Genomic DNA, 22,784 nt, shown 5'->3' on the forward strand with positions numbered 1-22,784 from the left:
TCACGCCCCAGTGGATAGACAAAGAAAAGGCCCGGATCGCTCCGGGCCTTTTCTGCTTTCTGGATGCCGGCTTCGTCCGGCGGCTTATGGTCCGCCGGGCGTCGCGCGCGGGCCGGGCGTGACGTCTGTGGCCGTCGGCCGGTCGCTGCCTTCCGGGGCCTGCGGCTGCGCCGGAGCAAGCTTGGGCTCCTCGCCGCCATCGGTCGCGTCCTTGGGATCCGAGACCTGCGGCGCGACGGGCGCGGCGTCCTTCGACATCGGAGCGGTCTGGGCGTCCGGCGCCTGACGGTCGCCGCCCTGCGGCGGGCTGTTGACGTCGCCCTGCGGCGGCGCGCCGGCGTCGACGGCCGGCTGCGCGCCGCCCATCGGCGGCTGCGGAGCCGCTCCGGCCGGTGCCTGCGCGGCCGCCGGCGTCGGCTGCGGCGGGGGCTCGAAGCCCTGCCCCTGCTGCTGGCCGCTAGGCTTCAGCTGATCCAGAATGCCGCCCTGCCCGGTGCCGAGCGGCGCCATCGGGCCGCCCGGCGCTGCGGCCGGCTGCGGCGCCGAGGCGCTCGGCTGAAGCCGGTCGAACACCGAGCCGCCGCCATAGCCGGCGATGATGGTCAGCGCCATGCTGGTCGAGAAGAAGCCGGCTGCGAGGTAGGCGGTCAGCCGCGACAGCGGATTGGACGCGCTGCGGCCAGCCATGAAGCCGCCGCCGCCGCCGATGCCGAGCGCGCCGCCCTCGGACTTCTGGAGCAGCACGACCACAACCAGCGCGAGCACGATCATGAGGTGAATGACGATCAGGACGTTCTGCATGACGCTCGGTTCGCCGATTGAACTGGAATATGGATGTAGGGCGAGGGGGCGCTTATTACACCCGCACGGCCCGCTCCGCCACAGGGCATGCGAAAGCCCTCACCGAATGGCGGCCTTGGCGATCGCCAGGAAATCGTCCGCCTTGAGGCTCGCCCCGCCGACCAGCGCGCCGTCGACGTCGGCCGCCGCCAGCAGCTCCTTGGCGTTGTCGGGCTTCACCGAGCCGCCATAGAGCACGCGGATCGCGGCGCCGTCCGGGCCGAAGCGGTTCGACAGCTCGCCGCGGATGAAGCCGTGCATCTCGGCGACCTCGTCGACCGTGGGCGTGAGCCCGGTGCCGATCGCCCAGACCGGTTCGTAGGCGACCACCACATGGTCCGCGTCCGCGTTGTCCGGCAGGGAGCCGGCGAGCTGCCCGCCCACCACCTTCCGGGCGTCGCCTGCCTCCCGCTGCTCGCGCGTCTCGCCGACGCAAACCACCGCGACGAGCCCCGCGCGGCGCGCGGCCTCAGCCTTGGCGCACACGTCGGCGTCGGTCTCGCCATGGTCGGCGCGGCGCTCCGAATGGCCGACGATGACCGCCTGGCCGCCCGCGTCCGCGATCATCTCGGCCGAGACGTCGCCGGTATGGGCGCCGGAGGCCTTGGCGTGGCAGTCCTGCGCGCCGACACCGACCCCCGCGCCGCGGGTCGCGGTCGCGAAGCTCGTGAGCAGGGTGAAGGGCGGGAACACCATCAGGTCGACGCCGGACTTCATGGCGCCCTGATAGGCGCCGACGATCCGCACGAATTCCGGCGCCGAGGCCGCGAGACCGTTCATCTTCCAGTTGCCCGCGACCAGCTTCTTCCTCGCGTCCGGCATGCTCGACCTCTCGTGGCTCAAGGTCCGAGGCGTGCGTCCCCGGCGCCGGCCACCTATCAGATGCCGCCGCCCTTGCACAATCAGCCCTTCGGGAGCTTGCAAATTGCTCCCTTCCTTGCGATTTGGCCCTGCCGCGCGCCGCCCGCTAATGTCGTACCCTTGTTCTTGGGGACGATCGCAAATCGTTCCCGCGCAGAAAGCCGTGTGACCTTCGATGCTCCAGATGCTCCGCAGCAGCGCCGCCGGATGGGTGGCCAAGATTTTCCTGGGGCTGCTGGTCCTGAGCTTCGCCGTGTGGGGGATCGAGGACATCTTCCGCATCGGCCGCAGCTCCGAAAACGCTGCCGTGGTCGGCGAGCGCAAGATCACGGTCGAGGAGTTCCGCACCGCCTACACCAACGAGCTCCGGCGGATCTCGAATCAGGCCAAGCGCATGATCACGCCGGAGCAGGCGCGGATGGCCGGCATCGGCCAGAAGGTCCTCGGCGACCTCGTCAACGAGGCCGCGATGAACGCCAAGATCGGCGAGCTCGGCCTCGCGATCTCCGACGAGGAGGTCGCCCGCGAGATCCAGCAGGACGAGATGTTCCGCGGCGCGAACGGCCGGTTCGACCGCGCCGCCTTCCAGGACATCCTGCGGCAGAACAACCTCAACGAGGCCGGCTATATCGAGCTGCAGCGGTCGTTCTCGCTCCGCAAGCAGCTTACCGACGCGCTGATGGCGAACGTCGCCGCGCCGGACGCCTTCCGCCGGGCGATCCACGCTTACAATTCCGACAGCCGGTCGATCTCCTATGTCGCCCTCAGCCCGGAGGCGCCGGCCGCCGTTCCGGCGCCGAGCGCGGACCAGCTGAAAGCGTTCTATACGGAGCGCAAGGCGAGCTTCGCCGCGCCCGAATTCCGCAAGGTCGCCGTGCTTGCGCTCGATCCCAAATCGGTCGCGGCGTCGATCGACATCCCGGAGGCGGAGCTCAGGGCCTATTTCGATCAGAACAAGCCGAGCTATTCCGAGCTCGAGAAGCGGTCGATCGAGCAGATCCCCTTCCCGACCATCGAGGAGGCCCGCGAGGCGTCCGCGAAGATCAAGAGCGGGACGCTGTTCGAGCAGATCATGATCCAGCGCAAGATGAAGCCGGAGGACGCCTTCCTCGGCAATCTCGCCAAGTCGCAGATTTTCGACCAGAAGATCGCGGACGCCGCCTTCGCGTTGAATCAGGGCGAGGTGAGCGAGCCCATCCAGGGGACCTATTCGAACGTGATCCTTCGGGTCACGGGGGTCCAGCAGGAGACGGCCAAGAGCTTCGAGGACGTCAAGGACGAGATCCGCGCTGTCATGGCCGAGGAGCGCGCCAAGCAGAACGTGCTGTCGATCCACGACAAGATCGACGAGGCGCGGCTCGGCGGCGCGACGCTTGACGAGGTCGCAAAGACCAACGGCCTTCAGGTCCGCGAAATCGCGGCGATCGACCAGACCGGAAAGACGCCTGACGGCCAGGAGATCGCCGATCTGCCTCTGTCGTCGAAGCTGCTCGAGGCCGCGTTCCGCACCGAACCGGGCGCCGACGGCGAGACGCTGAACGAGGGTGACGCCTATGTCTGGTACGAGGTCCGCGGCGTGACGCCGCCGCGCGAGCGCAGCTTCGAAGAGGCCCGCGCGGCCGTCGAGGCGCGCTGGCGCGCCGAGGAGGCGGAGAAGCGGCTCGACGCGCGCGCGGAGACTGCGCTCGCCGAGTTGCAGAGCGGAAAGACCTTCGAACAGGTCGCCACGGTCCAGAAGACCTCTGTCGAACAGGCCGAGACGACGCGGATGGGCGGCGCCCCCTCGATCACGCCGGCGCAGGCCAAGGCGATCTTCGAGACCCCGGCCGACGGCTTCGGCCAGACGCCACCGGACGAGAAGGGCGGACGGCTGGTCTACAAGGTCACGGCCGTCAACGACCGTCCGTTCGATCCCGCGATGCCCGATGACAGCGGCCAGGTCGAGCGGATCTCGCAGAGCATGGGGTCCGACGTGGTCTCGGCGCTCGTCCGTCAGCTCCGCGCGAAGCTCGGCACCACTTTCGATCCCGCGGCGATCGCCCAGGTGACGGGCGGCGGCGCGGGGTGAGCCTCCTGCCCGCGCCCCTCGAAGCCTCGCCATCCAGAACGCCGCCGCCATGCTGATCGCGCCCGCGCTCGAAGATTTCGCGCCCGCCTATGAGAACGGGCGGCCGCAGCTCGTCTGGACCACGCTGGTCGGCGACCTCGAGACCCCGGTTTCGGCCTATCTGAAGCTCGCCGAGGGCCAGGCCAACGCCTTCCTCTTCGAGTCCGTCGAGGGCGGCGCGGTCCGCGGCCGCTATTCGATCATCGGCCTGAAGCCCGACCTTCTGTGGCGCTCTCAAGGCGGCCGCGCAGAGATCAACCGGTCGGCGGCGCGCGACCGCGACGCCTTCGAGTCGGCGGACGGACGCCCGCTCGAGACGCTGCGCGCTTTGCTCTCCGAATCGCGCATCGAGGTCCCGGAGGCGCTGCCGCCGATGGCGGCCGGGGTGTTCGGCTATCTCGGCTACGACATGGTGCGCGAGATGGAGGAGCTCGGGCCCCCTAACCCCGATGCGCTCGGCGTGCCGGACGCCATCATGATGCGGCCGACCGTCATCGTGGTGTTCGACTCCGTGAAGGACGAGATCACCGTGGTGACGCCGGCCCGGCCGGAGCCGGGCGTGACGGCCGCGCAGGCTCATGCGCGCGCGGTCGACCGCCTGACCGAGATCGTCGAGGGCCTCGACCGCGCCGTCCCGAAGGAGGCCGCGTCGGAGGTCCGCGGGCTCGACGGCTACGACATGACGTCGAACACCGCCCCCGCCGAATATGAGGCGATGGTGCTGCGTGCCAAGGAGTACGTCGCCGCCGGCGACATCTTCCAGGTGGTGCTGTCGCAGCGCTTCGAGGCGCCGTTCGACCTGCCGGCCTTCGCGCTCTACCGGGCGCTGCGGCGGACGAACCCGGCGCCCTTCCTGATCCATCTCGACTTCGGCTCGTTCCAGATCGTCGGGTCGAGCCCCGAGATCCTGGTCCGCTCGCGCGACGGCAAGGTCACGATCCGGCCGATCGCCGGCACCAGGCCGCGGGGCGCGACGCCGGCCGAGGACAAGGCGCTCGCGGCCGAACTGCTCGCCGACCCGAAGGAGCGCGCCGAGCACCTGATGCTGCTCGACCTCGGCCGCAACGACGTCGGCCGCGTCTCCGAGATCGGCTCCGGGGCCGTGACCGACCAGTTCTTCCTCGAGCGCTACAGCCACGTGATGCACATCGTGTCGAACGTCGAGGGCGCGCTCGCGCCCGAGCACGACGCGCTCGACGCGCTGGCGGCCGGCTTCCCGGCCGGCACGGTGTCGGGCGCGCCGAAGGTCCGGGCGATGGAGATCATCGACGAGCTCGAGCGCGACAAGCGCGGCGTCTACGCCGGCTGCGTCGGCTATTTCGGCGCGAATGGCGAGATGGACACCTGCATCGTGCTCCGCACCGCGGTGGTGAAGGACGGGCGCATCTTCGTGCAGGCCGGCGCCGGCATCGTCGCGGATTCCTCGCCGGCTTCCGAGCAGGCGGAATGCGTCAACAAGGCCAAGGCCCTGTTCCGCGCCGCCGAGGAAGCCCGGCGCTTCGCGAGCGGCGGCCGACGCGGCCAATAAAGAAGGCGGACGCCCCTGGAGGCGCCCGCCCGTCATTCCTTCGGAAACGAGCGCCGCGTCAGTCGCAGGGGACGCGGACTTCCTCGCCGTAGCGGTTCTCGGCGTAGCAGCGCGGGCCGCGGCGGCGCGGACGGCTCTCGGAGCCGATGATCGCGCCCGTGCCGGCGCCGAGCGCGCCGCCGATCAGCGCGCCGCTCGCCTTGCCCGTGGCCGCGCCGCCGATCGCCGCTCCCACGCCGGTGCCGATCAGCGCGCCGCTCAGCGTGCGTTCGTTGCGGGTCTCGCCGCAGGCCGCGAGACCCAGCGCAATCGCCGAGACCGCGATGAGAGAGCCGATCTTCTTCATGGGCGTTCATGCTCCGATTTTCTGACGTAGCTGGAACTGGGACTGCGCCGCCGCTCGACCAGACTCTTCCGACGGACTCGTTACCCGATTGCAAAGATTGCGGGTTTTACGTCACCCGCTGATTCGGCCGAAATCGCGGCGGGCTCGCGCCAGCATCTCCATCAGGGCGAAAAGCACGACCGCGTTGAGGACGTGCCACACCAGATGCGTGCCCGTGGGGAGCCCCGAGCAGACCCAGCGGTCCATGGTCCGGAAGACGAGCGAGACGGCGAACAATCCGGCGATGGCGAGCAGCGCGCGCCCCGTCCGGGAGGCCGCGCCCTCGCGGACGAGCAGCGCCAGCCCGACGCCCACCAGCCCGAACAGCCCGCCGAGATATCCGGAGAGGCCGCGCCAAGGCTCGCCGGCGGGCGCCAGATCGGCGAGAAGCCGCGGCGCGAAAGCGGCCGCCGCCATGAAGGCGAGCGTGGCGAGCGCCGCCGCAAGCGCGCCGAGGCCGAACAGCCGGCGCATCGCGAAGAAGAAATAGGCGGCGATGAAGGCCTGGATGGGCGCGACGTCGGCGATCATCGCGGCGCGGGTCGCGAGCGTGTGGAACAGGAAGCTGCCAATTCCGATCGTGATCGCGAGGACGCCGAGCAGCGCGACCGAGCGGTCGCCTCCGTGACGGCGGAGCGCGACTGCGCCCGCGATCAGAAAGCCCGCATTGCTGATCGCGTTGAGCGGCTCGGCCCAGAGGGCCGGATCGGTCCCACGCTCGCAATAGACGCCAAGGACCTGCGCCGAGAAGCTCACGAGCGGCGCGTCAGGCGGAGGCGTGGCGGAGCGGGCCGACATAGCGCCCGCCCGCCCTCTGGTCCCGCCCCTCGCCTTTGCGGGCCGGGACCATCGCCTCGACCAGGGCGCGGAACGACGACGCCGGCAAGGGCGGCGCGAACACGTAGCCCTGCGCCATCCGGACGCCCTTGCCCCTGAGATATTCGACCTGCTCGATTGTCTCGACGCCCTCGGCGATCAGGTCGAGGTTCATGTCCTCGGCGAGCTTGACCAGGCTGTCGACGATCGCGACCGAGTAGCGGTCGGTGCCGATCGCGTCGACGAACATCTTGTCCATCTTCATGACGTCCACGCCGAGCTTGAGCAGGTAGCTCAGGCCGCCATGGCCGGTGCCGACGTCGTCGAGAGCGACCCGCGCCCCGAGCGCCTGAAGCTTCGCGATGACGAGTCGGGCCCCCGGAATGTTGGGCAGCGGCTGACGCTCGGTCACCTCGAACATCAATTGCGTCATCCGGATCGACGAAGCCGCGAAAATGCGTTCGACATCCTCCACGATCGACACGTCGTCGAAATGACCGGCGAACAGGTTGAAGCCGAGCTTCAGGTTCGGGCGCTCGGCGTAGAGCGGGCCGAGGTCGTCGCGCGCAGCTTCCATCAGGGCGATGGTCATCGGGAAGATCTGTCCGCTCGCCTCCGCGAGCGTGATGAACCGTCCCGGCGGCAGGACGCTGCCGTCGGGCTTCGTCCAGCGAACGAGGACCTCGCAGCCCGCGAGCCGCCCGGACATGATGTCGATCACGGGCTGGTAATAGGGCGTGAACTGGCCGTTCCTGATCGCGTCGGCGATCTCGCGCACCGGGCCGCCGGACCGCCGACTCACCAGCACGGCGATCGACAGGGCGATCAGCGCCAGCGCGAGTCCGCTGACGTTGGCGTAGAGGAACAGGCTGGCGTTCGCGGCCGCAAGCGCCGAGCCGGGCGTCGAGATCTCGACCCGGATCGGATAGCGCTGCGAGGCGGCGGCCGCCTCGACGGTCGGCAGCGCGGAGGGGGCGTCGTCCTCGAGCGACGGGTCGACCAGCTTCCGCGCGATCACCGCGCCGTCGATCGTGACGGCGCGAGCCGCGAAGCCTGCGGTCAGGCGGCTTTTGAGAAAGAAGGGAAACAGGCTCTCGCCGGGCATCAGGACGCGCAGCCCGACGCCGTCCTGGTATCGCCATTGCAGGCGGATCAATTGGAGCGAGGTCGATTCGCCGACCCCGACCAGCGACATCTGGACGTCGGGGCTGAGCGTGCCGTGCTCGGGCGAGATCCTGCGCACGACGCGCGGATCGCCGAAGGCCGCGCACTGCCCCGCCCCCGCGGCGTCCACCACGGCGATCTCCGACACGAACTGCGCCCTCTGGCCCGCGACCCTCATCGCGTCCAGGTCGTTGGCCGAGCACTCCCTGACGTCGTTCAGGCCGAGCGAGATCAAGGAGGTGGCGGCGGCGTCGAGCCTCGCTTCGGCGAGCGCAAGCGTCTCGGCCGCGAGGCCGTCGACCTCCTCCTGGGCCGTCGTGACGATGTTGAGCGCGAGCAGCGCGTTCAGGCCGACGATCGGACCCGCCACGATGACGACCCCAACGAGCAGGGCTCGCCTCCAGGAATGTCCGCCGTACCGCGTCAACTGCGCCCGCTCCGGGTCTCCGGACGGCGTTCGCGCCGCTCCGGCGGCGGATGTTGCAAGAGCCGGCTTAATGGCGGCCTAAGCCGCCGACCCAGGCCCTGCGACCTGCGACTCCACGACCGCGACGGCCGTCATGTTCACCACCCCGCGCGCGGTCACCGAGGGCGTCAGGATGTGGGCGGGCTTCGCGGCGCCGACGAGGATCGGGCCGACGGGCAGCGCGTCGGCCAGCGCCTTGATGAGCTGCGTCGCGATGTTGGCGGCGTCGAGGTTCGGAAAGACCAGCAGGTTCGCCACCCCCGACAATGTCGAATTCGGCAGCAGCCGATCGCGCAAGATGGGCGTCACCGCCACGTCGCCCATCATCTCGCCGTCGACCTCAAGTCCCGGCGCCGTGCGACGGAGGATGGCGAGCGCCTCCCGCATCTTCTCCGCCGACGGCGTGTCGTCGGAGCCGAAATTCGAATGCGACAGCAGCGCGATCTTGGGCGTCAGCCCGAAGCGTTCGACGCTGCGGGCGCAGAGAATCGCGCAGTCCGCGATGCTCTGAGCGGTGGGGTCGGGGGTCACGTAGGTGTCGGTCAGGAAATAGGCGCCGCGGCCGCTGATCAGCAGCGACAGAGTGGAATAGTCGGGCGCCTCCGGGCCGAGCCCGATCACCTGGTCGATATATCTGAGATGATTGCGGAAGCGGCCTTCGAGGCCGCAGATCATCGCGTCGGCGTCGCCGCGCTGAAGCGCGAGAGCGGCGATCACGGTGGTGTTGGTGCGCACGACGGTGCGGGCCCGGTCCGGGTTCACGCCCCGGCGCCCCGCGCGCTCGAGATAGAGCGCGACGTAGTCGCGGTAGCGCTTGTCGTCCTCGGGATTGATGATCTCGACGTCGACGCCGGGCTTGAACGTCAGGCCGTATCGGCGCGCCCGGACGTCGATGACGTGCGGTCGGCCGATCAGGACTGGAACCGCTATGCCCTCCTCGATCGCGACCTGGGCCGCGCGCAGCGCCCGCTCGTCCTCGCCGTCGGCGTAGATCACCCGCTTCGGCGCCGCGCGCGCCGCCGTGAAGACCGGCTTCATGACGAAGCCGGACCGGAACACGAAGCGGTTCAGCTGGTCCTCATAGGCGCGGAGATCTTCGATCGGCCGCTTGGCGACCCCGCTCTCCATCGCGGCGCGCGCCACCGCCGGCGCGATCCGGAGGATGAGGCGCGGGTCGAACGGGCTCGGAATCAGCGAGTCCGGGCCGAACAGGCGGGTCTCGCCGCCATAGGCGCGCGACACGACGTCAGACGACGGTTCGCGGGCGAGCGCCGCGATCGCCCGCACGGCGGCGGCCTTCATCTCCTCGTTGATCTCGCTCGCGGCGACATCGAGCGCCCCGCGGAAGATGTAAGGGAAGCACAGGACGTTGTTGACCTGGTTCGGGAAATCCGAACGGCCGGTGCAGATCATCGCGCCCGGGCTCGCCTTGCGGGCCTCGTCCGGCATGATCTCGGGCGTTGGGTTGGCGAGCGCGAGGATCATCGGCTTGTCGGCCATGGACGCCACCATGGCGGGCTTCAGGACGCCGCCGGCCGAGAGCCCGAGAAAGACGTCGGCGCCGGGAATCACCTCGGCGAGCGTCCGCGCGTCGGTCTTCTGGGCGTAGACGCTTTTCCAGCGGTCCATGAGCGACTCGCGGCCTTCGAACACCACGCCTTCGATGTCAGTGACCCAGATGTTCTCGCGCTTCGCGCCGAGCGTGACGAGCAGGTTCAGGCAGGCGAGCGCCGCCGCGCCGGCCCCCGACGTCACGATCTTAACGCTCGGGAGCGCCTTGCCGGCGAGTTCGAGGCCGTTGACGATCGCGGCCGTGACGATGATCGCGGTGCCGTGCTGGTCGTCGTGGAAAACCGGGATGCCCATGCGGGCGCGGCAGGCCTCCTCGACCTCGAAGCACTCCGGCGCCTTGATGTCCTCGAGATTGATGCCCCCGAAGGTCGGCTCGAGCGCGCACACCACCTCGATCAGCCGCTTGGCGTCGGTCTCCGCCACCTCGATGTCGAACACGTCGATGCCGGCGAACTTCTTGAACAGGACGGCTTTGCCCTCCATCACGGGCTTGCCGGCCAGCGGCCCGATATTGCCGAGGCCGAGCACCGCGGTGCCGTTCGTCAGGACCGCGACGAGGTTCTGGCGTATGGTGAGTTCCGCCGCCTGGGCGGGGTCGTCGTAGATCGCCTCGCAGGCGGCGGCGACGCCCGGCGAATAGGCGAGCGCCAGATCTCGCTGGTTGCCGAGCGGCTTGGTGGCCTGGATCTCCAGCTTGCCGGGCCGCGCCCGCGCGCCCGTCGCCGTCGCGCCGCGGTGGTAGACCAGCGCGCCGGTCCTGAGTTCGTCCGACATATTGCTGGCCATCGCGTTCTCCTCAGGCCGGATCTCCGGCTCATTTTTCTGCGTTGATGAGATAGGCAATGGCGCGCCGTCGGCGCGACCGTCAAGACAGGCGGCCACGCGCAGGGGACGATCGACGGGCGCGTGTCGACTTTGAGGAAAGCCCGCCGCCCAGCGCGCAGGGGAGGAACTGCCGAGCATGCTGCGGATCATTGCGATCGCGACGGCGGCCGCCCTGTTGATCGGGGCGGCGGCAACGGTCGCCACGCCCTCTCTGGTGCGGGTCTACGCCGAGTCCAAGGTCGACGCCGCCTTGAAGCGCATCCGCCGCCAGACGACGTCGGTGGTGAACCGCGGAGAAGTATCGGTCGAACTCTCCAAAAGGAGAATCAGGGTCCGCGATCTTTCGATCGAGGGCGGCAATCGTCAGTCCCGCACCCATGTCGGCGAGTTGATCATCGAGCGGCCGACCACGAACGCCGAAAAGCTGATCGCGCGCCGGGTGACGTTCCTGGACATCACAATCCGCTCCGCCGGCGAGACGATCACGATTCCGCGCTTCGAGCTCGACAATTATTCCGGCCCCGAGCGGGGGCTGACCGCGACGCCCGGCGTCGGCCGAAACGCCCGCAGCCAGGCCGACCTGATCGGTCAGGTGTCGATGGACCGCGCCGTGGCGCCGCTCATCGTTTTCATGGGCGACGAGACCGGCGTCCGCCGCACGGTGCGGAACGCGACGATCGTCAAGGCCGTCAATGGCGTGATCGGAGAAGCCTCGATCAGCACGGTCGCGATTGAGGCGCCTTATCTTCCGCCGGACCAGGCGCCGACGACGTCGTCGATCGCGATCAGCGCCGGGCCGATCGTCTATCAAGGGCTGGACCTGCCGACGCTCTGGCGATTCTACGCGGGCGACGGCTATGGCGACCGCGACGAATTCCTGAAATCCGCGAAACTCTCCAATTTCGCGGCGGCGCTGACGCTGAGGCCCGGCGGCCGCGCCGAGGCGACCGCCAAGACCGTGCAGGTCGAGAAGGTTGCGCTGAGACCCCTGAAGTTTCCCGTCACGACCTTCGACCCGATCGCGACGAAGCTGCGCCTCGGTGGACCCCTGACGCCCGCCGAGATCCGCGACCAGCTTCTATTCGGCGTCGATCTCCTGAGAGCAGTTTCGTTCGAGCGGATCGCCGTGGCGGGCGTGCAAGCCGACATCGCCGTCGAAGGCGAACCGCGCCGCAGCGCCCGGCTGGCTTCGGCCGAGATCGGACCTTACGCCGACGGCCGGATCGAACTCTTCACGGCGTCTGAGCTCAACTATCAGCAGGATGATGGCCGCAGGGCGGCGATCGACCTTGCCGAGGCGACGGCGTTCGACGCGCGCGGGTTCCTCGACCATGCGGATCGCATCGGGCGAGACGAAGCGCTGCTCACGACGTCGCCCACGGCCGAAGAGGTCGTGAGGTCCGCGCCTCGGATCGGAAGCGTCGAGCTGCGCGGGCTCGACGCCGCGGGCCAAGCTGGTGAGATCAGAATCGCGGGAACGAAGATCGACCTCAACGCACCGCTCGACGCTGTTCCGCAGCGCGTCGCATTCCAGCTCGACGGGCTAGACATGACGCCCTCGGAGCGAAGTCCGTTGAAAAATTGGTTCGAGGCGGCGCAGCTCGACGCGTTGCGGGGTTCGACGGCGTTCAGCCTGACTCTCGATCCCGAACGCTGGACGCTGAGGTTGGACAATCTTATCTACCGCGTCGAACAGTTTGGCTCGCTCACGGCGCGCGGCGATCTGATGTCGGTGGACCCACTGCTCGCCATTGCGACCGGCGCCGACCTCGTCGACAAGTTCTCGGCGATCGAGCTCGGCGAATTGCAGTCCTCGTTCAAGGACGACGGCCTGGTCGACCTGCTGATCCGCCGCGCGGCCACCGAGGCGGGAACGCCGGCCGAAGTCTATCGCGAGCAGATCGCGCGCGAGGCGCAGGCCCAGATCTTCCGGCTGTTCGGGCCGCCCGCCGAAAACTCCGCCGCATCCGCGGCGCGGTTCATCCGCAATCCCCGGTCGGTCGAGGTCACGGTCACGCCGAGGGGCCCGGACCAGCGGCTGATCGATCTGATCCGGGCGTTCGACCTTGGCCCCGCCGGGCTCGCTCAGGTCGTCGACGTCTCGATCCTCGGCCGGTTCTGACCGGCCGGCCGGTCAGGCCTTCGCGGGACCGGGCTGCGGCAGAGCGGGACGGATATGGAGCTCGCGGAGCTGCTTCGGCCCGACCTCGGACGGCGCGCCCATCAGCAGGTCCTCGGCGCGCTGGTTCATCGGGAAGGCCACGACCTCGCGCAAATTCTCCTCGCGGCAGAGCAGCATCACGATGCGGTCGACGCCCGGCGCGATGCCGCCATGCGGCGGCGCGCCGTACTGCAGCGCTTTCAGCATACCGCCGAACTTTTCCTCAAGCACGTCCTGCCCATAGCCCGCGATCTCGAACGCCTTGCGCATGATGTCCGGCCGATGGTTCCGGATCGCGCCGGATGACAGCTCCACGCCGTTGCAGACGATGTCGTACTGATAGGCGTTGATCCTGAGCGGGTCCTGGGTCTCGAGCGCCTCGAGGCCGCCCTGCGGCATCGAGAACGGGTTGTGGGAGAAGTCGACGCGCTTCTCGTCCTCGTTCCACTCGAACATCGGGAAGTCGACGATCCAGCAGAACTCGAAGCCCGAGGTGCGGGACAGGCCGAGCTGCGTCCCGATCTGGGTCCTGGCCTTGCCCGCAAGCGCGGCGGCCTTGTCGGGCGCATCGCAGGCGAAGAACACGCTGTCGCCGGCCTGAAGCTTCAGCTTGAAGGCGATCTTGCGCTGGATCTCGACCGGCACGAACTTCGCGATCGGTCCCTTGCCCTCGAGCAGCTTCGCGCCCGAGGGCGGCAGATGCTCGCCGCCGAAGGTCTGGGGCAGCGAGCCGCCCTCCTCGAAGGTGATGTAGCCGAGGCCCGGCGCCCCCTCACCGCGCGCCCAGTCGTTGAGCTTGTCGAAGAACGAGCGCGGCTGGCGGCCGGCATGCGGCGCCGGGATCGCCCGCACCACGCCGCCCGCCTCGATCACCCGCTTGAAGGCGTTGAAGGTGACGGACGGGTCCGAGAATTCGGCGGTGACGTCGGCGATCTCGATCGGGTTCCGGAGATCCGGCTTGTCCGTGCCGTATTTCAGCATCGCGTCCTTGTAGGCGATGCGCGGGAACACCTGCGTCACCGGCTCGCCGTCCGCGAACTCCTCGAAGACGCCGCGCATCACGGGCTCGACCGCCTGGAAGACGTCCTCCTGCTCGACGAAGCTCATCTCGATGTCGAGCTGGTAGAACTCGCCGGGCGAGCGGTCGGCGCGCGGGTCTTCGTCGCGGAAGCAGGGCGCGATCTGGAAGTAGCGGTCAAAGCCCGACATCATCAGCAGTTGCTTGAACTGCTGGGGCGCCTGCGGCAGCGCGTAGAACTTGCCCGGATGGAGCCGCGACGGCACCAAGAAGTCGCGCGCGCCTTCGGGCGAGGACGCGGTCAGGATCGGGGTCTGGAACTCGAAGAAGCCCTGGTCGCGCATCCGCCGGCGCAGGCTGTCGATGATGGCGCCGCGCTTCATGATGTTGCGGTGGATGCGCTCGCGCCGGAGGTCGAGGAAGCGGTAGCGCAGCCGCGTGTCCTCCGGATAGTCCTGGTCGCCGAACACTGGCAGCGGCAGCTCAGCCGCGGGCCCGAGAGTTTCGACCTCGGTCGCGAACACCTCGATCTTGCCGGTCGGCAGCTCGGAATTCTCGGTGCCCTCTGGGCGCGTGCGGACCAGCCCGTCGATCCGGACCACCCATTCCGCGCGCGCCTTCTCGATCGCCGCGAAGGCGGGCGAGTCCGGGTCGGCCACCACCTGGGTCACGCCGTAGTGGTCACGCAGGTCCACGAACAGCACGCCGCCATGGTCGCGCACCCGATGCACCCAGCCCGAGAGCCGGACGGTCTGGCCGACATGCTCCGGACGGAGCGCGGCGCAGGTGTGGGAGCGGTAGCGATGCATGGCGGCAGTCCTGGCTTCGGGGCGCGGGGCGCTGAGGCTCCGGCGGCGCGCGGAAAACCGCATGGCGTCGCCTCCATTGTCAAGGAGCGTGCTGCTCACGCCCCGCGCCGCATTCTGGTCTCTGCGGGCCTGATATCCTCCTCGCGCGCAAGACACTGCCGCCGTCCTCGGCTATAGCGCTCCTGATGATCACGACCACCGAAGCCCTCGCGAAAGCCTGCGCGCGCCTGAGGCAGGCGCCTTACGTCACCGTCGACACCGAGTTCCTGCGCGAGACGACCTTCTGGCCGAAGCTCTGCGTGGTGCAGCTCGCCGACGCCGAAGGTCCCGAAGTGGTCGACGCGCTCGCGCCGGAGCTCGACCTCGCGCCGCTGTTCGAGCTCATGGCCGACGAGGCGGTGCTCAAGGTGTTCCATTCGGGACGCCAGGACATCGAGATCTTCCATCATCTGGCGGGCAAGGTGCCGCATCCGGTGTTCGACACCCAGGTCGCCGCCATGGTGCTCGGCTTCGGCGACTCGATCTCCTACGACCAGCTCGTTCAGCGCACCGCCGGCGTCGCGCTCGACAAGTCGTCGCGCTTCACCGACTGGAGCCGGCGTCCGCTGTCCCAGGAACAGGTCGATTACGCGATCGCCGACGTCACCCATCTCAGGACCGTCTTCGAGAAGCTGTCGGCCGACCTCGACCGCCGCGGCCGCTCCGGCTGGGTGAGCGAGGAGATGGAGGTGCTGACCTCGCCCGCGACCTACGAGTCGCATCCTGAGCAGGCGTGGCAGCGCTTCCGTTCGCGGCTGAGGAAGCCGCGCGACCTTGCGGTGATGATCGAGGTCGCGGCGTGGCGCGAGCGCGAGGCGCAGACGCGCGACGTGCCGCGCTCGCGCGTGCTGAAGGACGACGCGCTGGTCGAGGTCGCAACGCGTGCGCCGAAGACCGTCGACGCGCTTGGGTCGCTGCGCGCTTTCCCGCGAGGCTATGAGCGCTCGCGGGCCGGACAGGAAATCCTCGACGCCGTCACCCGTGGGCTCGACCGCGATCCGGCGAACCTCCCGGCGCTCGACCGGGAGCGGGCGGGCGGCGGCAATCCGGCGACGGTCGAGCTTCTCAAGGTGCTGCTGCGGATGATCGCCGAGCGCCACGCCGTCGCGGCCAAGGTGATCGCCAATGTCGACGACCTCGAGCGGATCGCTGCCGAAGACGAGGCCGAGGTCGCGGCCCTCAGCGGCTGGCGCCGCGAGCTATTCGGCGAGATCGCGCTGAAGCTGAAGGCCGGCACGCTCGCGCTCGCAGTCGAGCGGGGCCGCGTCGTCACGCTCGACCGCGAGCCGGGCGAGGACGGCCCGCTGCCCGCTCCCCGGCCGCGGCGCAGGCGGAACGGACGCGACCGCGGCTCGGGCGAAGGCGCTCCGGTCTCCGACTGATCCTCATATCCGAGGCTCACACGACCTCGAACGCGAAGCCTCCCGCGAGAATGACGAGGCTGAGGAGCCCCGCCAGGAAGAACGCGTCCGCGACGCGCTCCAATCGCCGGGCGAGGCTCGGCCGGACCTTCGCCAAACGGATCGCGACGTAGGACAGCGCCGCGCTCGCGAGGAACGCCACCGCGACCAGCGCGCCATATTCGTCGACCTGCGTCTGGTCGCGGATGCTCTCGTTGATCTTCACGAGGCCGATCAGCGTCGTGCAGATGCCGATCATCGTGCCGGAAATCGGCAGGATGCTGCGCGCGATCTCGGTGGTCACGCCGTCGGCGGGCGTCGGCGCCGTCCGCAGCAGGTCGCCTTCCCTCGGCTCCTCGGACCCTTGCTCCATCGCGCCAGTCTACACGAGCTCGATCTGGGTCGGCCGGGCGAGCAACCGCCCGAGCCTGTTCAGCCTGTTCTTCAGCCGGTCGCTCGCAAGGTCGCCGAGCTCGGCCGGAAGCTTCAGCGTGAGCACATCGCGCTTCAGCGTCAACGGCGTCCTCGGCAGCGTTCCCGCCACCGCGGCCGACACCAGATAGGCGATGCGCATCGCGCCGCCGAGCGTGCGGGCGCGGTCGAGGATTCGGGTCGAGGCGAGCTCACGGATGCGCGGCGACGCCTCGTCGTCCAGCAGGCCCATATGGCGGTAGAAGATCGCGAGCGCCATGAAGGCGCGGCCCGGATGGTCGACGCCCATGAAGGCCGCATGGGCGATCACGTCGAGGGCCTGCTCGCCGCGATAGTCCGGATGGGCGCGCCAGGCGAGGTCGGCAAGGTGGCAGGCCGCGTGGCGCCAGCGGCGCTCCTCGGCGGTTTCGTCGATGTCGACGCTGCGGAACAGCCGGTCGGTCCATTCGATCAGGTCGTCGCCATGGCGAGGCGCCCGCGCGCGCAGCCAGCCGAGATCGCGGGCCGAGACCAGTAGCGCGTCCTCGCGCCGCGCCTCCTCGTCGAGCAGCTCGTAGAGCAGGCCTTCGCGCACGCCGAGCCCCGACATCACGATCTCGGTCGGCTTGCCGATGCGGATGATGTGCTCGAGCACCAGCGCCCCATAGGCGAGCAGCGGGCGGCGGTCGGACGACACGATGCCGACCGAGGGCAGCGTGTCGGGATCGACGCGCCGCACCAGCCGACAGAACTCGAGCGCCTCCTTGACCGGGATCGTGTAGCCGTGGAGGACGTGCAGCGGATAGTTCTTCTGCACCATGTGGAGATGGGCGAGCGCCCGCCACGTCCCCCCGACGGCGTAGAAGGCGCGGCCCTTCAGCTTGGCGAGCGAGGCCGCGCCCTCGAGCGCGTCGCGGACGATACGGTCGGCCTTCTTGATGGACCGCTCCGAGACGTCCTGAAGGCGGATGCCGCCGAGCGGGAAGGTCACGCCGGCGCCGACCCGCTTTTTCGCGACGTCGACCAGTTCGAGGCTGCCGCCGCCGAGATCGCCGACGACGCCGTCAGGCCGGAAGAAGCCCGACAGGACGCCGAGCGCCGACAGATGCGCTTCGCGCTTGCCCGAGAGCAGTTCGACGGGCGAGCCGCAGATCGACTCGGCGTCGCGGATGAAGTCGGGCCCGTTCGCGGCGTCGCGCGCGGCCGCGGTCGCAAGCACGTGCATGCTGCCGACCTTCATGACGTCGGCGAGCTTGCGGAACCGCTTGAGCGCCGACAGAGCTCTCGCGACCGAATCGTCCGACAGGCGGCCCGTCACGGCCACCGACCGGCCGAGCGCGCACAGCTCCTTCTCGTTGAACATCGCGGCCGGCGCGCGCGAGAGCCCCTCGTAGACCACGATGCGCACGGAGTTCGAGCCGATGTCCACGATCGCGACCGGGGCGCCGTAAGGCAGGCGGCCCGGCGGTAGCTCCCTCCTGCCCTCCAACCGGGCCGGAGGCGGCGCGGGTTGTCGTTTAGCCACGCTTCGCGAGCCGCCGCGGCGAGCTGGTCTTCACGGACTTGCCGCGCCCCGAGAGACTCGGATTCGTCATGAAATACTGGTGGGCGTTGAACGGCTCCTCGCCCTCGGCCGGCGCGATGCGCCGCGAGTCGCCGTTCGGCAACAGCGTCCAGCTCTGCTGGTTGTCTTTCAGGTTGGCCACCATGATCTGGTCGAGCACCTGTTCATGCACGGTCGGATTGAGGATCGGCAGCAGCGCCTCGACGCGGCGGTCGAGATTGCGCTGCATGAGGTCGGCGGACGAGATGTAGACGTGGGCCTGCGGCGAAGGAAGCCCGTGCCCGTTGCCGAAGGCGTAGATCCGGCTGTGCTCGAGGAAGCGACCGACGATCGACTTCACCCGGATGTTCTCCGACAGCCCGGGCACGCCCGGCCTCAGCGAGCACATGCCGCGCACCACGAAGTCGATCTGCACGCCCGCCTGCGAGGCCTCGTAGAGCGCGTCGATCGATTGCGGGTCGATCAGGCTGTTGCACTTGCCCCAGATCGCAGCCGGACGCCCCGCCTTGGCGTGCGCGATCTCCTCGCGGACATGCTGCAGGAAGCGCTTGCGCAGCGTATGCGGCGAGGCCGCCATCACCTCGAGCTCGTCCGGCTCGGCGTAGCCGGTGATGAAGTTGAACAGGCGGCCGACGTCCCGGCCGATGACGGGATCGGCGGTGAAGAAGGACAGGTCCGTGTAGATGCGCGCCGTGACCGGATGATAATTGCCGGTGCCGACATGGCAGTAGGTGGTGAGCCCCGCCCCCTCGCGGCGCACAACGAGCGAGAGCTTCGAATGCGTCTTCAGCTCGATGAAGCCGAACACGACCTGCGCGCCGGCCCGCTCGAGGTCGCGCGACCAGCGGATGTTGGCCTCCTCGTCGAAGCGGGCCTTGAGCTCGACAAGGGCAGTCACCGACTTGCCGGCCTCGGCGGCCTCGGCCAGCGCCCGCACGATCGGGCTGTCGGACGAGGTCCGATAGAGCGTCTGCTTGATCGCCACCACGTTGGGGTCACGCGCGGCCTGGTACAGGAACTGAACGACCGCGTCGAAGCTTTCATACGGGTGATGGACGATGAAGTCCTTCTCCCGAATCGCCGCGAAGACGTCGCCCGCATGTTCGCGGATGCGTTCCGGGAAACGCGGATTGTACGGCTTGAACTTGAGGTCGGGCCGGTCGATCGAGACGATCTGGCTGAGGTCGCCGAGCGCCAGCACGCCGTCGACCACGAAGACCTCGTCGTCCGCAACGTTCAACGCCGCGACCACGAAGGCGCGCAGCTCCGGCGACATGGTGTTCTCGATCTCGAGGCGGATCACCGAGCCACGGCGGCGGCGCTTGAGCGCGCTTTCGAAGGTGCGGACGAGGTCCTCGGCCTCCTCCTCCACCTCAAGGTCACTGTCCCGGATAACGCGGAACGCAGCCTGCGCGACGACAGCGTAGCCGGGAAACAATCGCCCGATGAAGAGGCCGATGATCTGCTCCAGGCTGATGAAGCGGGCGCCCCTGTCGCCGTCGGGCAGCCGCGTGAAGCGTTCGCTCTTGGCCGGCATGCGGATCAGCGCGTTCAGCGGCCGGCCGTCCGACTGACGGGCGAGCTGGAGCGCGATCGTGAAGCCGAGATTGGGGATGAAGGGAAAGGGATGCGCCGGGTCGACCGCGAGCGGCGTCAGCACCGGGAAGACATAGTTGAGGAAGTAGTCCTCGAGCCAGACCATCTCCGATTTGGTCAGCTGCGGTCCTTCGACCAGAAACACCTTGGCGTTGGCGAGCTGATCGCGGAGCTCGAGCCAGCGGATCTGTTGGTCGTGGGCGAGCGAGGAGACCAGTTCGCCGATGCGCGCCAGCTGTTCGGCCGGCGTCAGCCCGTCGGGGCTGAGCTCGGTGAGGCCGGTCCGGAGCTGACCGCGCAGGCCCGCGACGCGCACCATGAAGAATTCGTCGAGATTGTTGGCCGAAATCGACAGGAAGCGCAGCTGTTCGAGAACCGGATGGTTGAGGTTCGAAGCCTCCTCCAGCACCCGTCGGTTGAAGCCGATCCAAGAGGCTTCCCGGTTGACGAAGCGCGACGGATCCCCGGCCGGCAGCGTCGCCTCGGCCGAGGCGGGCGTCTCGAGCTGCGCCTCGGCGATCGCGGCGCGCGGCGGCACGCGGACGTTCTCGGTCATCTCATCGCTCCCGTGGTCGACAGGCGGCCGGACCGGGCGCCTGCGTCGTGGCGCGCGCTGGATACGACGGTCATATGACGGCTTCGCTACGTCGGTCTCAGTCACCCTCAGCCTCCATCCGCGCAAGAACGTCCGCCGCGAGCCCGCGCCCGACCGCTCTGCCCCGCGCCAGCGACTCTCGGTCAAGCTCGGCGACCAGCGACCGGATCGCGCCGAGCGAGCGCTCGGCGCGGCGCGCCAGGAACTCCACCACCCCGGTCTCGACGCGCAACTGCCTGTCGTCAAGCAGCTTCACGAGCACCGCCGTCACGGTCGCCTCATCGGGCGGATCGAGCCTCGCGACCGGCAAGGCGCGCAGGCGGGAGGCAAGGTCCGGAAGCCTGGGCCAGAGCAGCGTCGGCGTCGTCCGAGCGGCGAGCAGCAGAAAGCCGCGGCGCTCGCGCATGGCGTTCAGCAGGTGGAAGAGCGTCGTCTCATCGGCGCGGTCGCCATCGTCGAGGAAGACGAACGGCTCGTCCGAGCCCAGCGTCGCCGCAAGAGCGTCGTCGACGTCGCGCGCCCCATGCGCGCCGACCTGGCGCCGCCAGATCGCGCCGAGATGGCTCTTGCCCGACCCTTCCGGTCCGACCAGCAGGAGAATGCGGTCCGGCCAGTTCGGCCAGCCCGTCGTCAGGCGGTGGGCGCCCGCGTTGTGCAACGCCACGAGGAAGTCCTCGGCGCCGAAGCGCGTCTCGACCGGCAGGTCGAGCGGGAACTGGCGCGGCGCCTCCCGCGGCATGCTCAGACGCCCGGGCCAGACAGTTTCGCGGCGGGCGGAGCGATCTTCGGCTCCGAGGCGTCGCCGCGCAGCGGGGCCGCGCCCTCCGGGCCTCCGGGCAGCACCGGCGGCTCGTCCGTCTCCTCGCCGGTGTAAAGCGGGCTCTCGCGGTAGCGCTCGACCGCGAAGCGCGCCAGCACGCCGACCGCCGCCGCAACCGGCACGGCGACCAGCAGGCCCACGAAGCCGAACAGATAGCCGAACGCCACCAGCGCGAACATCAGCCAGACCGGATGCAGCCCGACCGAGCGCCCGACCAGCCGCGGCTGCAGGATGTTGCCTTCGACAAACTGCCCGCCGACGAAGATCGCGAGCACGACCGCGACCATCGTCCAGTCCGGCCAGAACTGGACGATCGCGACCCCGACGGAGACGAGCAGCCCGGTGATCGAGCCGACATAGGGGATGAAGCCGATGAGCCCGGCGCCAAGGCCGATGACGAGGCCGAAATTCAGCCCGACGATCGACAGCGCGATCGCATAGAAAGTCCCGAGGATCAGGCAGACCAGCGCCTGCCCGCGCACGAAGCCCGCGATGCTGAGGTCGATCTCATGGGCGAGACGGCGGATCGTCTGCTTGTGGCGGAGCGGCGCGCAGTCGTCGATCGCCGCGACCATCCGGTCCCAGTCGATCAGCATGTAGAACGCGACCACGGGCGCGAGCACCAGCAGGCTCAGCACCGAGGCGAGCGCCTGGCCGCCGGTCCAAACCGAGGCGAGGAAGCTGGTCAGCCAGCTCACGCCCTGGCTCACGACCTGCCCGAACGACGACTTGATCTGGCCCATGCCCTGGCCGAGCAGCCGTTCGACCCACTCCTTGTTCTGCGCGGCGACCAGTTCCTGGAGCTTCGCGACCGTCTCGGGCAGCCTTTCGATGAAGTTCGCGAGCTGGCCGCCGAGCACCGGGACGATCAGCACGATCAGCAGGACCATGATGAGGACCGAGGAGGCCAGGATCACGACCGTGGCCAGGACGCGGGACAGGCCGACGCGCTCCAGCCGGTCGGCGAGCGGATCGAGCAGATAGGCAAGCGCCAGCCCCGCCACGAAGGGCAGCAGAATGCCCGAGAACAGATAGAGGAAGTAACCGAGCGCCAGGAGGGCGCCGAGCCAGAACAGGGCCTGGCGTTGCAGCGTCATAGCCCGGGCTCCCTCGGTATCCCGCGCATTCGCCTTCAGGCCATGTGCCGGATGAAGGCTGCGAGATAGGCGCCCGCCGACGCGAGCGTCAAGGCGCCGACCAGATAGGCTCCGATCTCTTCGACAGTATGAAGATCGAGCGCGAAGCCGCTCGAGGCCAGCACCGCGCCCGCGAACAGGATCTGCGCCAAGGTGTTGAGTTTGCTGATCTTCAGCGGCTCGATCGGAACCGGCCTGTCGATCAGCCAGGTCAGGATCACCGCGCCGATAATGACGAGGTCGCGGGACACGACAGCGATCGCCAGCGCGCGTGGGATCTCCTCGTAGATCGCGAGCGTCACATAGATCGAGACCAGAAGCGCCTTGTCGGCGATCGGGTCGAGATAGGCGCCGAGTTCGGTGCGCTGGTCGAAGGCGCGGGCGAGCGCGCCGTCCAGCCCATCGGTCACGGCCGCGAGCGAGAACAGCCAGAAGGCCGCGAGATGCTCCCCGCTGGCGATCAGCCAGACGACGAGGGGAACGGCGAAGATCCGGCCGATGGTCAACAGGTTCGGCAGGTTCACGCTGGTCCTCCGGAGGCGCCGCCTTGCGTCGCCGGCTATGAGATAATCACCGGCCGGCGCCCTGGAAAGCGCGACCTCCGGGGGATTTCGCGCCGGTTGCGCGCGTTTCCGCGCCGGTCTAAGGGGGCGCGAGCTTTCCACACGAGG

General features: G+C 69.1%; 16 protein-coding genes and 1 pseudogene. 4 read left to right on the forward strand and 13 right to left on the reverse strand.

Going from position 1 to position 22,784, the window contains the following annotated elements; all coding sequences use genetic code 11:
- Positions 1-351: 351 nt before the first annotated feature.
- Positions 352-801: pseudogene (gene secG, locus EK403_RS23045) on the reverse strand (preprotein translocase subunit SecG); the annotation flags it as partial.
- A 99-nt stretch (positions 802-900) separates the two neighbouring features.
- On the reverse strand, positions 901-1,662 hold the full coding sequence (gene tpiA / locus EK403_RS08220) for a triose-phosphate isomerase (protein ID WP_128777015.1): 762 nt from the start codon (positions 1,660-1,662) through the stop codon (positions 901-903).
- Between the two features lie 223 nt (positions 1,663-1,885).
- Here tpiA and EK403_RS08225 point away from each other — a divergent pair, with 223 nt between their 5' ends.
- Together EK403_RS08225 and trpE are read left to right on the forward strand one after the other, a co-directional pair.
- Positions 1,886-3,769, forward strand: a complete 1,884-nt coding sequence (locus EK403_RS08225; RefSeq protein ID WP_245479585.1) for a SurA N-terminal domain-containing protein — start codon at positions 1,886-1,888, stop codon at positions 3,767-3,769.
- 49 nt (positions 3,770-3,818) lie between these two features.
- Positions 3,819-5,336 carry an anthranilate synthase component I gene (trpE, locus tag EK403_RS08230; protein WP_128777017.1) on the forward strand — a complete coding sequence of 506 codons (1,518 nt, stop codon included), beginning with the start codon at positions 3,819-3,821 and terminating at the stop codon, positions 5,334-5,336.
- Between the two features lie 58 nt (positions 5,337-5,394).
- Here the strand turns inward: trpE and EK403_RS08235 are convergent, their stop codons facing one another.
- The 4 genes from EK403_RS08235 to EK403_RS08250 all read right to left on the reverse strand — a co-directional run bounded on the left by EK403_RS08235 (position 5,395) and on the right by EK403_RS08250 (position 10,525).
- Entirely contained in the window at positions 5,395-5,682 is a 288-nt protein-coding gene (locus EK403_RS08235) for a YMGG-like glycine zipper-containing protein (protein WP_128777018.1), read from the reverse strand.
- Between the two features lie 111 nt (positions 5,683-5,793).
- Positions 5,794-6,519 (reverse strand): hypothetical protein, encoded by a 726-nt coding sequence (locus EK403_RS08240; RefSeq protein WP_128777019.1) that lies wholly within the window; start codon positions 6,517-6,519, stop codon positions 5,794-5,796.
- On the reverse strand, positions 6,488-8,128 hold the full coding sequence (locus tag EK403_RS08245) for an EAL domain-containing protein (protein WP_128777020.1): 1,641 nt from the start codon (positions 8,126-8,128) through the stop codon (positions 6,488-6,490). Before EK403_RS08245 ends, EK403_RS08240 begins: the two co-directional genes overlap by 32 nt.
- 78 nt (positions 8,129-8,206) lie before the next feature.
- Entirely contained in the window at positions 8,207-10,525 is a 2,319-nt protein-coding gene (locus tag EK403_RS08250) for an NADP-dependent malic enzyme (RefSeq protein WP_128777021.1), read from the reverse strand.
- 175 nt (positions 10,526-10,700) lie between these two features.
- On the opposite strand from EK403_RS08250, the gene EK403_RS08255 reads away from it, so the two are divergent.
- Positions 10,701-12,686 (forward strand): hypothetical protein, encoded by a 1,986-nt coding sequence (locus tag EK403_RS08255; RefSeq protein ID WP_128777022.1) that lies wholly within the window; start codon positions 10,701-10,703, stop codon positions 12,684-12,686.
- 12 nt (positions 12,687-12,698) lie between these two features.
- On the opposite strand, the gene aspS is transcribed toward EK403_RS08255, so the two are convergent.
- A complete protein-coding gene (aspS, locus tag EK403_RS08260) occupies positions 12,699-14,552 on the reverse strand; it encodes an aspartate--tRNA ligase (protein WP_128777023.1) in 1,854 nt (617 codons plus the stop codon).
- 185 nt (positions 14,553-14,737) lie between these two features.
- Here aspS and rnd point away from each other — a divergent pair, with 185 nt between their 5' ends.
- A complete protein-coding gene (gene rnd / locus EK403_RS08265) occupies positions 14,738-15,973 on the forward strand; it encodes a ribonuclease D (RefSeq protein ID WP_128777024.1) in 1,236 nt (411 codons plus the stop codon).
- A gap of 16 nt (positions 15,974-15,989) precedes the next feature.
- Here the strand turns inward: rnd and EK403_RS08270 are convergent, their stop codons facing one another.
- The 6 genes from EK403_RS08270 to EK403_RS08295 form a co-directional block, all read right to left on the reverse strand.
- Positions 15,990-16,364, reverse strand: a complete 375-nt coding sequence (locus EK403_RS08270) for a hypothetical protein (RefSeq protein ID WP_245479586.1) — start codon at positions 16,362-16,364, stop codon at positions 15,990-15,992.
- A gap of 9 nt (positions 16,365-16,373) precedes the next feature.
- On the reverse strand, positions 16,374-17,927 hold the full coding sequence (ppx, locus tag EK403_RS08275) for an exopolyphosphatase (protein ID WP_428979585.1): 1,554 nt from the start codon (positions 17,925-17,927) through the stop codon (positions 16,374-16,376).
- Entirely contained in the window at positions 17,920-20,118 is a 2,199-nt protein-coding gene (locus tag EK403_RS08280) for an RNA degradosome polyphosphate kinase (protein WP_128777025.1), read from the reverse strand. The genes ppx and EK403_RS08280 overlap by 8 nt, the downstream gene beginning before the upstream one ends.
- Before the next feature lie 97 nt (positions 20,119-20,215).
- Entirely contained in the window at positions 20,216-20,896 is a 681-nt protein-coding gene (locus EK403_RS08285; protein ID WP_128777026.1) for a P-loop NTPase family protein, read from the reverse strand.
- A 2-nt stretch (positions 20,897-20,898) separates the two neighbouring features.
- Positions 20,899-22,074, reverse strand: coding sequence for an AI-2E family transporter (locus EK403_RS08290; RefSeq protein ID WP_128777027.1), 1,176 nt, complete (start codon positions 22,072-22,074; stop codon positions 20,899-20,901).
- Between the two features lie 35 nt (positions 22,075-22,109).
- The gene (locus tag EK403_RS08295; protein ID WP_128777028.1) at positions 22,110-22,637 is read right to left on the reverse strand and encodes a CDP-alcohol phosphatidyltransferase family protein; all 528 of its coding nucleotides are present in this window, start codon (positions 22,635-22,637) and stop codon (positions 22,110-22,112) included.
- Positions 22,638-22,784 lie beyond the last annotated feature (147 nt).

Origin of the sequence: Hansschlegelia zhihuaiae (genome assembly GCF_004103825.1) — a bacterium.
GTDB classification, from domain to species: domain Bacteria; phylum Pseudomonadota; class Alphaproteobacteria; order Rhizobiales; family Methylopilaceae; genus Methylopila; species Methylopila zhihuaiae.